Raw genomic sequence first — 11,136 nt, forward strand, 5'->3', positions numbered from 1 at the left:
ACGGAATGACCACCACCGCCGTATGTTCCCCTCACCCTAACCCTCTCCCCGGAGGGGCGAGGGGATTGCTCAGTGCTCGCATTAATTTGTGGGGAACCCTCAGCCCAAAGGGAGAGGGCCGGGGTGAGAGGAGAAGTTCGCACTCAGCGGCGAACCGGCGCCCCATCCGCCACATAATACGCCGCCGTGCTCTTCGCCAGCGGCTCGCGCCCGCGAATGGCGTCGGCAATCTTCTCACCAATCATGATGGTGGTGGCGTTCAGGTTGCCAGTGATAATTTGCGGCATAATCGACGCATCTACCACGCGTAACCCTTCCAGCCCGTGAACGCGGCCTTCGCCATCGACCACCGCCATGTCGTCGTAGCCCATCTTGCAGGTGCCGCACGGATGGAAGGCGGTTTCGGCGTGGTTACGCACGAACTCGTCCAGCTGTTCGTCGGTCTGGCATTCGACGCCCGGGCTGATTTCGCGACCGCGATACTTGTCCAGCGCGGGCTGGTGCATGATCTCACGGGTGATGCGGATCGCGTCGCGGAACTCCTGCCAGTCCTGCTCGTGGGACATATAGTTGAACAGGATCGCCGGATGCTGATGCGGGTCGCGGGACTTAATCCGTACGTGCCCGCGGCTCGGCGAGCGCATGGAGCCGACGTGGCACTGGAAGCCGTGTTCTTTCACCGCGTTCGAGCCGTTGTAGTTAATCGCTACCGGCAGGAAGTGATACTGAATGTTCGGCCACTCGAACTCCTCGCGGCTGCGGATAAACCCGCCCGCTTCGAAGTGGTTGCTCGCACCCACGCCGGTGCCGCCAAACAGCCACTCCGCGCCAATCTTCGGCTGGTTCCACCACTGCAGGGCAGGGTAGAGGGAAACGGGCTCTTTGCATTCATACTGAAGGTACATCTCCAGGTGATCCTGCAAGTTTTCCCCCACGCCGGGTAAATCATGTACCAGCGGGATATCAAACTGCTTCAGCAGTTCAGCTTTACCCACGCCGGAGCGCTGGAGGATCTGCGGAGACGCAATAGCGCCCGCGCACAGCAGTACCTCTTTCTTCGCTGTCGCTTTTGAAGGAATGGTGCTTTCGCCTTCCAGCCACTCGACGCCCACCGCGCGCTTGCCGTCAAAGATAATGTGATCGGTCATGGCGTGGGTGCGGATGGTCAGATTCGGGCGCGGTTTGGCCTGATCCAGATAGCCGCGCGCGGTGCTGGCGCGTCGGCCCTGCGGCGTGACCGTGCGATCCATCGGGCCAAAGCCTTCCTGCTGATAGCCGTTGAGATCGTCGGTGCGCGGGTAGCCCGCCTGCACGCCTGCCTCCACCATCGCTTCAAACAGCGGGTTCACGCCCGGCTTAGAGGTGGTGACGCTCACCGGACCGTCGCCGCCGTGGTAGTCGTTCGGCCCCACGTCGCGGGTCTCTGCCTTGCGGTAGTAGGGCAGGCAGTTGAGATAGCTCCAGTGCTCCAGACCCGGTTCTTTCGCCCAGTTGTCCAGATCCATTGCGTTGCCGCGCACGTAGCACATGCCGTTGATCAGCGACGAGCCGCCCAGCCCTTTTCCGCGTCCGCACTCCATGCGGCGGTTGTTCATGAAAGGCTCTGGCTCGGTTTCATACGCCCAGTTGTAGCGCTTGCCCTGCAACGGGAAGGCCAGCGCGGCAGGCATCTGGGTGTGGAAGTCAAAGCGGTAGTCCGGCCCGCCCGCCTCAAGCAGCAGGACGGTGGTGTTCGGATCTTCAGTCAGTCGTGTTGCCAGAACGTTGCCGGCAGAGCCGGCCCCGATAATGATGTAGTCAAATTGCAAATAAACCTCCCGGTTAAAATATGGACTGGAATTTACCCATCTCAACCTGGATGGACTTCACCTGGGTGTAACTCTGAAGCGTCATGACGCCGTTCTCGCGGCCAATGCCGGAGTGTTTGTAGCCGCCCACCGGCATCTCCGCGGCGGATTCGCCCCAGGTGTTGATCCAGCAGATGCCCGCTTCGAGCTGATGAATAGCGCCGTGGGCGCGGTTCAGATCGGCGGTGACAATGCCCGCCGCCAGACCGTAGTCGGTGTCATTGGCGCGACGAATGGCCTCTTCGTCAGTGTCATAGGAAAGAATGGACATCACCGGGCCGAAGATCTCTTCGCGCACGATGGTCATTTCGTCGGTGCAGTCGGTGAACACGGTCGGGGCAACCCACGCGCCGTTATCAAAGCCGTCACCCTTCAGCACATCACCGCCGCACAGCACGCGCGCACCTTCCTCTTTGCCTTTGGCGATGTAGCGCATCACGCTGTCGCGGTGCGGGAAGCTGACCATCGGGCCAAAGTTAGTGTTTTCATCGAACAGGTCGCCCGCGCGGATGCGGCCCACGCGCTCAACGATTTTTTGCTCAAACGCGGCTTTGAACTTCGCGGGCACGAACACGCGGGTGCCGTTGGTGCACACCTGACCGGAGCTGAAGAAGTTGGCCATCATGGCGATATCTGCCGCGAGATCCAGATCCGCATCGTCAAACACTATCAGCGGGGATTTACCGCCCAGCTCCATCGTCACCTCTTTCAGGGACGAGGCCGCCGAGTTCGCCATCACCTTTTTGCCGCTGGCGACGCCGCCGGTAAAGGAGACTTTGGCGATGCCCGGATGCTCGGTCAGGTACTGGCCGGTTTCCGCGCCCACACCCGGCAGAACGTTAAACACGCCGTCCGGCACGCCCGCTTCGGTGTAGATTTCCGCCAGTTTCAGGGCGGTAAGCGGCGTTACTTCGCTCGGCTTGAAGATCATCGCGTTGCCCGCCGCCAGCGCCGGGGCGGATTTCCACAGGGCGATCTGGATCGGATAGTTCCACGCGCCGATGCCCGCCACCACGCCCAGCGGCTCGCGGCGGGTGTAGACGAAGGAGGTCTCGCGCAGCGGGATCTGGCTGCCTTCCAGTGCCGGGATCAGCCCCGCGTAGTACTCCAGCACGTCCGCGCCGGTGACGATGTCGACGGTCGAGGTTTCAGAAAACGCTTTACCGGTGTCGAGGGTTTCCAGCTGTGCCAGCTCGTCGTTGCGCTCGCGCAGGATATCGACGGCGCGACGCAGGATGCGCGAGCGCTCCATGGCGGTCATCGCCGCCCAGATTTTTTGCCCGCGCTGTGCGCTTTCCACGGCGCGGTCCACGTCTTCACGCCCGGCGGCCTGCACGCTCGCCAGAACTTCACCGTTGGCCGGGTTGATGGTCTCGAAGGTGCGACCGCTGGTGGCGGATGTATAACCACCATTTATATAAAGCTGCTGTTCTGCCATTCGGGACATGCTTCCTCCTCGGTTATTCGGTCGGTAAATGCTGGCTGATAAAGTGGCTGGTAAGCGACTGGGCCAGGGTTTTATCCAGCGGTTTGCCGCTGAGCGCGGCGCGCAGCCACAGCCCGTCAATCAGTGCGGCGAGCCCGTAGCCCGCCTCTTCAGCCTGTTCACGCGGCAGTTCGCGGCGGAATTCGTACACCAGATTTGAGAGCAACCGGCGGCTGCTGACCTGCTGCAAACGATAGAGCATCGGCTGATGCATGCTGCTGGCCCAGAAGGCCAGCCAGGCCTTCATCGCCGCGCCGCTGACCTGGGTTTCATCAAAATTGCCGCCGACAATCGCCTGCAAACGCTGCTCTGCACTGCCGTCCGGCAGGGCGCGTAAACGGCTTAATACCGCATCGCGTAACTGACCGGTGATGTCGCGCATGGTTGCTTCCAGCAGACCGTTTTTATCTTTGAAATAGTGGCTGATGATCCCCGTGGACACGCCCGCCCGACGGGCGATTTGCGCGATGGTTGCGTCATGCATTCCCACTTCATTAATTGCTTCCAGCGTGGCATCGATGAGCTGCCTGCGCCGGATCGGCTGCATCCCCACTTTGGGCATTTTTGCCACTCCATTCATCAGCATTGGTAATCTATTAAAGCGGTTTTTGATTGGACGTTCAATATAAAATGTGTCTTAATTGTTGCGATTTTGGATTTTAATAGTTACAAAAACAGTGGGGATACTGGATGACAGACCTTTCACAAGACAGAGAAAAAGACAAAATCAACCCGGTCGTTTTTTTTACGTCCGCCGGGCTGATTTTGTTGTTTTCCCTGACGACTATCTTCTTTCGTGATTTTTCTGCCGAGTGGATTGGGCGCACCCTGAACTGGGTGTCGAAGACCTTCGGCTGGTACTACCTTCTGGCGGCGACGCTCTATATCGTGTTCGTCGTCTGCATTGCCTGCTCGCGCTTCGGTTCGGTGAAGCTTGGGCCGGAGCAGTCCAAGCCCGAGTTCAGCCTGCTGAGTTGGGCCGCGATGCTGTTTGCCGCGGGCATTGGCATCGACCTGATGTTCTTCTCCGTGGCGGAACCGGTCACGCAATATATGCAGCCGCCGGAAGGGGCAGGGCAGACGATGGAGGCCGCGCGTCAGGCGATGGTCTGGACGCTGTTCCACTACGGCCTGACGGGCTGGTCAATGTATGCCCTGATGGGCATGGCGCTCGGATACTTTAGCTATCGTTATAATTTGCCCCTTACCATCCGCTCCGCGCTGTACCCGATTTTCGGGAAAAAGATCAACGGTCCGATTGGTCACAGCGTCGATATCGCGGCGGTGATCGGCACCATCTTCGGCATCGCCACCACGCTCGGGATTGGCGTAGTGCAGCTTAACTACGGGCTGAGCGTGCTGTTTGACATCCCGGATTCGATGGCGGCGAAGGCGGCGCTAATTGCACTGTCGGTGATCATCGCTACCATCTCGGTGACCTCCGGCGTGGATAAAGGTATTCGCGTGCTCTCCGAGCTGAACGTCGCGCTGGCGCTGGGGCTGATCCTGTTCGTGCTGTTTATGGGCGACACCTCGTTCCTGCTCAACGCCCTAGTGCTCAACGTAGGTGATTACGTGAACCGCTTTATGGGCATGACGCTGAACAGCTTCGCCTTTGACCGCCCGGTGGAGTGGATGAACAACTGGACGCTCTTCTTCTGGGCGTGGTGGGTGGCCTGGTCGCCGTTTGTCGGCCTGTTCCTGGCGCGCATTTCGCGTGGGCGCACCATCCGTCAGTTCGTGATGGGCACGCTGATCATCCCGTTCACCTTCACCCTGCTGTGGCTGTCGATTTTCGGCAACAGCGCGCTGCACGAAATTATCCACGGCAATGCGACCTTCGCGCAGGAAGCGATGGTGCACCCGGAGCGCGGCTTCTACAGCCTGCTGGCGCAGTACCCGGCGTTTACCTTTAGCGCGTCCGTAGCAACCATTACCGGCCTGCTGTTCTACGTCACCTCGGCGGACTCCGGCGCGCTGGTGCTGGGGAACTTCACCTCAAAGCTGAAGGACATCAACAGCGATGCGCCGAACTGGCTGCGCATCTTCTGGTCCGTCGCCATCGGCCTGCTGACGCTCGGGATGCTGATGACCAACGGTATCTCTGCGTTGCAGAACACCACGGTGATCATGGGCCTGCCGTTCAGCTTCGTGATCTTCTTCGTGATGGCCGGGCTGTATAAATCGCTCAAGGTGGAAGACTACCGCCGCGTCAGCGCCAGCCGCGACACCGCGCCCCGGCCGATGGGCGCGCAGGACAGATTGAGCTGGAAGAAACGCCTGTCGCGCCTGATGAACTACCCGGGCACGCGCTACACCAGCCAGATGATGGAGACGGTCTGCTTCCCGGCGATGGAAGAGGTGGCGCAGGAGCTGAAGCTGCGTGGCGCCTACGTGGAGCTGAAAAACCTGCCACCGGAAGAGGGCGAAACCCTGGGGCACCTGGATCTGCTGGTGCACATGGGCGACGAGCAGAACTTTGTTTATCAGATCTGGCCGCAGCAGTATTCGGTGCCAGGGTTCACCTACCGGGCGCGCAGCGGGAAATCGACCTACTACCGGCTGGAGACCTTCCTGCTGGAAGGGAGCCAGGGGAATGATTTGATGGATTACAGCAAGGAGCAGGTAATTACGGATATTCTGGACCAGTATGAACGGCACCTGAACTTTATCCATCTCCACAGGGAGGCGCCGGGGAATAGCGTGATGTTCCCGGATGTCTAAACGGATTCTTAAAATACCTTCAGACTGTATATAAATACAGTTATTTGGCGCAGCATTACTCAAGGAAGAGTAACCATGCAGCAAGAGCCTGATGCTGAAGCATTCGGGCTTTTGCTGCGTTTAGGGAAGGAACTATGGATGAGTCATGCGATAGAGTTTATCGAAACATCACTCTTTACCCGACAGATTAAAAGCATTGCTACGGATGATGAATTAAAGGATCTGCAAGAGGTGATCTATTTCATTATGGCCTATCCAAAATGCATAAAGGACAGCCTGACAGAGACAGAGAAAGCAGAACTTAAAAAGCTGACTTCCATTCTGAAAGATACTGCTTCCAGTGACGTAAATTTGAGGTGTACTATGTACCCTAATCAGGCAGGTGGAGGCTGATAATGAGTATTTTTAATGAATTAAAATCTTCGCTTGAAGAGGCCGTTGAGATCCATAACGGAAGAAAAGCCGCTTCCCGGGTAACCCGCTATGAAGTTGCTGATGTGCGCGCCATCAGAGAGCAGCTCAATATCACGCAAAGCGAAATGGCGAAGGCGCTTGGCACGAGCGTCGATACGATAAAGAGCTGGGAGTCTAAACGTCGCAACCCAACCGGGCTGGCGGCGAAGGTACTTAATGTGATTCGGGAGAATCCTGCATTTTATAAGGCACTTGCCGGGCAGTGAGTCGCCCTTATGCCGGGTGGCGCTGCGCTTACCCGGCCTACAAAACTCCAAAACTGCTTTACCGTAGGCCTGATAAGCGAAGCGCCATCAGGCTCTCCCTCCGTTGACACAACTTTAATGATAATTATTTTCATTTAAATATAGCCTGTGCTATACCTTATAGCACGGGCTAATTTTGCTTTTAATTTAATCACCTCAGGAGACTTCTGCGATGCATCCACGGCAAGGATTGAAGCGTCTGTTGCTCGGCGCGCTGCTTATGACCGCGACCACAACCGGCGCGCTGGCGGCTGAAAAGTTCCAGGTCATCACCACTTTTACCGTTATCGCTGATATGGCGAAAAACGTAGCGGGGGATGCCGCAGAGGTCACCTCCATCACCAAACCGGGCGCGGAAATTCATGAGTATCAACCCACCCCGGGAGATATCAAACGCGCGCATAAGGCGCAGCTGATCCTGGCGAACGGCATGAATCTGGAGCTGTGGTTCCAGCGCTTTTATCAGCATCTGAACGGCGTGCCGGAGGTGATTGTTACCAAAGGCATCACCCCGATGGGCATCAGCGAAGGGCCCTATAACGGCAAGCCCAACCCGCATGCGTGGATGTCGCCGGACAACGCCCTGATTTACGTCGATAACATCCGCGACGCGCTGGTGAAGTACGATCCGGCCAACGCGCAGACCTATCAGCGTAACGCCGACGCCTACAAGCAGAAGATCACCGCCACTCTCGAACCGCTGCGCAAGCAGGTCACGGCGATCCCGATAGACAAACGCTGGATGGTGACCAGCGAAGGGGCGTTTTCCTATCTGGCGCGGGATTTGGGCCTGAAAGAGCTGTACCTGTGGCCGATCAACGCCGATCAGCAGGGCACGCCGCAGCAGGTGCGCAAGGTTATCGATCTGGTGAAAAAACATCACATTCCGGCGGTGTTCAGCGAAAGCACCGTCTCGGATAAGCCCGCCCGTCAGGTGGCGCGGGAAACCGGCGCCCATTACGGCGGCGTGCTGTACGTTGACTCCCTGAGTGCAGAAAACGGCCCGGTGCCAACCTATATCGATCTGCTGAACGTCACCACCCGCACGCTGGTGCAGGGCATCCGCGACGGGATGAAGGAGTAACCATGCAGAAGGGGATTGTTGTAACCGACGTGACCGTGACCTACCGCAACGGCCACACGGCGCTGCGCGACGCGTCGTTCAGCGTGCCGGGCGGATCGATTGCCGCCCTGGTGGGGGTGAACGGTTCCGGCAAGTCCACGCTGTTTAAGGCGGTGATGGGCTTTGTGCGGGCGGCGAGCGGCACTATCTCCATTCTCGGGCTTCCGCCTCACCGGGCGCTGCGCCTGAACCTGGTCGCCTACGTGCCGCAGTCGGAAGAGGTCGACTGGTCATTTCCGGTGCTGGTCGAGGACGTGGTGATGATGGGCCGCTACGGGCATATGGGGTTTCTGCGTCGGCCAAAAGAGCGCGACAGGCAGATTGTAACCGACGCCCTGAAGCGCGTGGATATGCTTGAGCTGCGTCATCGGCAGATTGGCGAGCTCTCCGGCGGCCAAAAGAAGCGCGTGTTTCTGGCGCGGGCGATTGCCCAGCAGGGCGAGGTGATCCTGCTCGACGAGCCGTTTACCGGCGTGGACGTCAAAACCGAAGCCAGGATCATCAGCCTGCTGCGGGAGCTGCGCGACGAGGGTAAAACCATGCTGGTCTCGACCCACAATCTGGGCTCGGTCACGGAATTCTGCGATTACACGGTGATGGTCAAAGGCACCGTGCTGGCGAGCGGCCCGACGGATATCACCTTTACCGCCGAGAATCTTGAGCGCGCCTTCAGCGGCGTGCTGCGCCACGTGGTGCTCAGCGGCTCGGAAGATCGCATTATTACCGACGACGAACGCCCCTTCGTCACGCACCGACAGGAGGCCAAATGAACGCGCTTCTCGAACCCTTCGGCTACGAGTACATGCTCAACGCGATGTGGGTCTCGGCGATGGTGGGCGGGCTGTGCGCGTTTCTCTCCTGCTATCTGATGCTCAAAGGCTGGTCGCTGATCGGCGATGCGCTGTCGCACTCCATCGTGCCGGGCGTAGCGGGCGCTTACATGCTCGGACTGCCGTTCTCGCTGGGGGCGTTTTTATCGGGCGGGCTGGCGGCGGGCAGCATGCTGTTTCTCAACCAGCGCAGCCGCCTGAAGGAGGACGCCATTATCGGGCTGATCTTCTCCTCCTTTTTCGGGCTGGGGCTGTTTATGGTCTCACTCAACCCGACCTCGGTGAACATTCAGACAATCGTCCTCGGCAATATTCTGGCTATCGCCCCGGAAGATATCGTCCAGCTGGCGATTATCGGCGTGGTGTCGATAGTTATCCTGCTGTTCAAATGGAAAGATCTGATGGTGACCTTTTTTGATGAGAACCACGCCCGCGCCATCGGTCTGCGCCCGGAACGTCTGAAAATTCTCTTCTTTACGCTACTGGCGGTCTCTACCGTGGCGGCGCTGCAAACCGTCGGCGCATTTCTGGTGATCTGTCTGGTGGTTACGCCCGGTGCGACCGCCTGGCTGCTGACCGATCGCTTCCCGCGCCTGTTGATGATTGCCGTCGCCATTGGCAGCATCACCAGCTTCCTCGGTGCGTGGGCCAGCTATTACCTGGACGGCGCCACCGGCGGCATTATCGTGGTCGCCCAGACGCTGCTGTTCCTGCTGGCGTTCGTCTTTGCGCCGAAGCACGGGCTGCTTGCCAGCCGCCGTCGGGCGCGGGAGGCACATCCATGATGACGCTGCTCCTCGAACCGTTCCAGTTTGCGTTTATGAACAACGCGCTGCTGATTTCACTCCTGGTGGCCGTGCCCTGCGCGCTGCTGTCGGTTTTTCTGGTGCTGAAAGGCTGGGCGCTGATGGGCGACGCCATGAGCCACGCGGTGTTTCCCGGCGTCGTGCTGGCCTGGATGATGGGCCTGCCGCTGGCGCTGGGCGCATTCGTGGCTGGTCTGTTCTGCGCGGTCGCCACCGGATACCTGAAGGATAACAGCCGAATCAAGCAAGATACGGTTATGGGGATCGTCTTTTCCGGCATGTTCGGCGCCGGGCTGATCCTCTATATCGCCGTCAAACCTGAGGTGCATCTCGACCACATTCTGTTCGGCGATATGCTGGGCATTAACGGGATGGACATTTTGCAAAGCGGTCTCGTCGCGGGGTTGATTGCGCTGGTGATTGGCCTGAAGTGGCGCGATTTTCTGCTGTTCTGCTTTGACTATCAGCAGGCGCAGGCGAGCGGCCTGCGCACCCGCTGGCTGCACTACGGCTTACTGTGCATGGTTTCGCTGACCATCGTGGCGACGCTGAAAGCGGTGGGTATAATTCTGTCGATTTCGCTGCTGATTGCCCCCGGCGCGGTGGCGGTGCTGATCACCCGACGCTTTCACATGGCGCTGCTGGTGGCGGTCGCCGTTTCAGCGCTGGTGTCGGTAAGCGGCGTTTATGCCTCGTTTTATCTCGACAGCGCGCCCGCGCCGACCATTGTGGTCCTGTTCGCGATGGTGTTTATCGTGACGTTTGTGGTGACCAGCGTGAAGGCACGTCGGCAGGAGCGTGTGACAGCAGGGTGATGGCCTGTTCGCCGTGCTGCTGCCAGTGAAGGGTGAAGGCAGTGCCTTCCTCAAAGCCTGAAAGATGACGGGTCAATGCCAGCGTAAGCGTCCTGTCGTCGAGCAGGGTAATGCGGGCGCTGTCAAAACCCATCCAGGCCTGCACCTGCGGAAAGAGGGCCTTGAACAGGCTCTCTTTGGCGCTGAACGCCAGCGTCAGGGCGAGGGCGAACGGGTATCCCGAGCGGGAAAGCACAGGTTCTTCCTGCATATCAATGATGCCGTCTTTGATTTCCCAGGCTTCGTTTTCGGAAAGGATCGTTTCACAATCGATGCCGATAAGCGCCGGGTGATGCGTGACGACGGCCATCGCCTGCGTGCCGCTGTGGGTGATGCTGCCGGAAATACCTTGCGGCCAGAGCGGTTCGCCGCTGGGTCCGATGCCGGGGATTACGCGCTCGTTTAGCGCATGCGCCGCGGCGATGCGGCCTGCCAGGTGGTCGGATTTGCGCTTGCGTCCGGCGTCAGCCAGCTGTGCGTGATGGGGGAGCCAGAGGAGATCGGCGTCGGTGAAGGTGGTGGGGTCGAAAGTGATGCGGTGAAGGGTGTGGCCGGCGAGAGAAAATGTGCTGTGGTTTGTGTGCATGGTTTTCCCTTCAGTATTGTGCGGCCTGATGCCCTCACCCCGGCCCTCTCCCAAAGGGCTGAGGGTTCCCCACAAATTAATGCGAGCACTGAGCAATCCCCTCGCCCCTCCGGGGAGAGGGTTAGGGTGAGGGGAACATACGGCGGTGGTGGTCATTCCGT

10 protein-coding genes and 1 pseudogene are annotated in these 11,136 nt (G+C 59.1%); 7 read left to right on the top strand and 4 right to left on the bottom strand.

Annotation, left to right across the window (positions count from 1 at the left end):
• Positions 1–143: 143 nt before the first annotated feature.
• The 3 genes from betA to betI are packed head-to-tail and all read right to left on the bottom strand — an operon-like array spanning position 144 to position 3,895.
• Entirely contained in the window at positions 144–1,808 is a 1,665-nt protein-coding gene (gene betA / locus ACOTZP_RS23415) for a choline dehydrogenase (protein ID WP_271074971.1), read from the bottom strand.
• Positions 1,809–1,821: 13 nt separating this feature from the next.
• Entirely contained in the window at positions 1,822–3,294 is a 1,473-nt protein-coding gene (gene betB, locus ACOTZP_RS23420) for a betaine-aldehyde dehydrogenase (RefSeq protein ID WP_271074972.1), read from the bottom strand.
• Between the two features lie 13 nt (positions 3,295–3,307).
• On the bottom strand, positions 3,308–3,895 hold the full coding sequence (betI, locus tag ACOTZP_RS23425) for a transcriptional regulator BetI (RefSeq protein WP_023299544.1): 588 nt from the start codon (positions 3,893–3,895) through the stop codon (positions 3,308–3,310).
• A gap of 128 nt (positions 3,896–4,023) precedes the next feature.
• Here betI and betT point away from each other — a divergent pair, with 128 nt between their 5' ends.
• From betT to ACOTZP_RS23460, 7 genes and pseudogenes are all read left to right on the top strand, one after another.
• Positions 4,024–6,057, top strand: a complete 2,034-nt coding sequence (gene betT, locus ACOTZP_RS23430; RefSeq protein WP_022647365.1) for a choline BCCT transporter BetT — start codon at positions 4,024–4,026, stop codon at positions 6,055–6,057.
• 138 nt (positions 6,058–6,195) lie between these two features.
• Positions 6,196–6,387, top strand: a pseudogene (locus ACOTZP_RS23435) (addiction module toxin RelE); the annotation flags it as partial.
• A gap of 65 nt (positions 6,388–6,452) precedes the next feature.
• Complete coding sequence (gene nadS / locus ACOTZP_RS23440) at positions 6,453–6,737, top strand: NadS family protein (protein ID WP_003858821.1); 285 nt, start codon at positions 6,453–6,455, stop codon at positions 6,735–6,737.
• A gap of 211 nt (positions 6,738–6,948) precedes the next feature.
• On the top strand, positions 6,949–7,860 hold the full coding sequence (locus ACOTZP_RS23445; protein WP_271074973.1) for a metal ABC transporter substrate-binding protein: 912 nt from the start codon (positions 6,949–6,951) through the stop codon (positions 7,858–7,860).
• 2 nt (positions 7,861–7,862) lie between these two features.
• Entirely contained in the window at positions 7,863–8,669 is an 807-nt protein-coding gene (gene sitB / locus ACOTZP_RS23450; RefSeq protein ID WP_023299548.1) for an iron/manganese ABC transporter ATP-binding protein SitB, read from the top strand.
• Positions 8,666–9,514 carry an iron/manganese ABC transporter permease subunit SitC gene (gene sitC / locus ACOTZP_RS23455; RefSeq protein WP_022647369.1) on the top strand — a complete coding sequence of 283 codons (849 nt, stop codon included), beginning with the start codon at positions 8,666–8,668 and terminating at the stop codon, positions 9,512–9,514. Before sitB ends, sitC begins: the two co-directional genes overlap by 4 nt.
• The gene (locus ACOTZP_RS23460; RefSeq protein ID WP_038415618.1) at positions 9,511–10,350 is read left to right on the top strand and encodes a metal ABC transporter permease; all 840 of its coding nucleotides are present in this window, start codon (positions 9,511–9,513) and stop codon (positions 10,348–10,350) included. Before sitC ends, ACOTZP_RS23460 begins: the two co-directional genes overlap by 4 nt.
• Here ACOTZP_RS23460 and entD read toward each other — a convergent pair.
• Positions 10,286–10,975, bottom strand: coding sequence for an enterobactin synthase subunit EntD (gene entD / locus ACOTZP_RS23465; protein WP_271074974.1), 690 nt, complete (start codon positions 10,973–10,975; stop codon positions 10,286–10,288). The two genes, ACOTZP_RS23460 and entD, sit on opposite strands and share 65 nt — an antisense overlap.
• Positions 10,976–11,136 lie beyond the last annotated feature (161 nt).

Origin of the sequence: Enterobacter cloacae complex sp. SYL001, from assembly GCF_049237025.1 — a bacterium.
Lineage (GTDB): Bacteria > Pseudomonadota > Gammaproteobacteria > Enterobacterales > Enterobacteriaceae > Enterobacter > Enterobacter intestinihominis.

Bases quoted from the DNA above. Each gene is read 5' to 3' on its own strand.
- entD (WP_271074974.1), bottom strand. From the start codon at position 10,975: ATGCACACAAACCACAGCACATTTTCTCTCGCCGGCCACACCCTTCAC.
- betI (WP_023299544.1), bottom strand. From the start codon at position 3,895: ATGCCCAAAGTGGGGATGCAGCCGATCCGGCGCAGGCAGCTCATCGAT.
- betB (WP_271074972.1), bottom strand. From the start codon at position 3,294: ATGTCCCGAATGGCAGAACAGCAGCTTTATATAAATGGTGGTTATACA.
- sitC (WP_022647369.1), top strand. From the start codon at position 8,666: ATGAACGCGCTTCTCGAACCCTTCGGCTACGAGTACATGCTCAACGCG.
- nadS (WP_003858821.1), top strand. From the start codon at position 6,453: ATGAGTATTTTTAATGAATTAAAATCTTCGCTTGAAGAGGCCGTTGAG.
- ACOTZP_RS23460 (WP_038415618.1), top strand. From the start codon at position 9,511: ATGATGACGCTGCTCCTCGAACCGTTCCAGTTTGCGTTTATGAACAAC.
- sitB (WP_023299548.1), top strand. From the start codon at position 7,863: ATGCAGAAGGGGATTGTTGTAACCGACGTGACCGTGACCTACCGCAAC.
- betT (WP_022647365.1), top strand. From the start codon at position 4,024: ATGACAGACCTTTCACAAGACAGAGAAAAAGACAAAATCAACCCGGTC.
- ACOTZP_RS23445 (WP_271074973.1), top strand. From the start codon at position 6,949: ATGCATCCACGGCAAGGATTGAAGCGTCTGTTGCTCGGCGCGCTGCTT.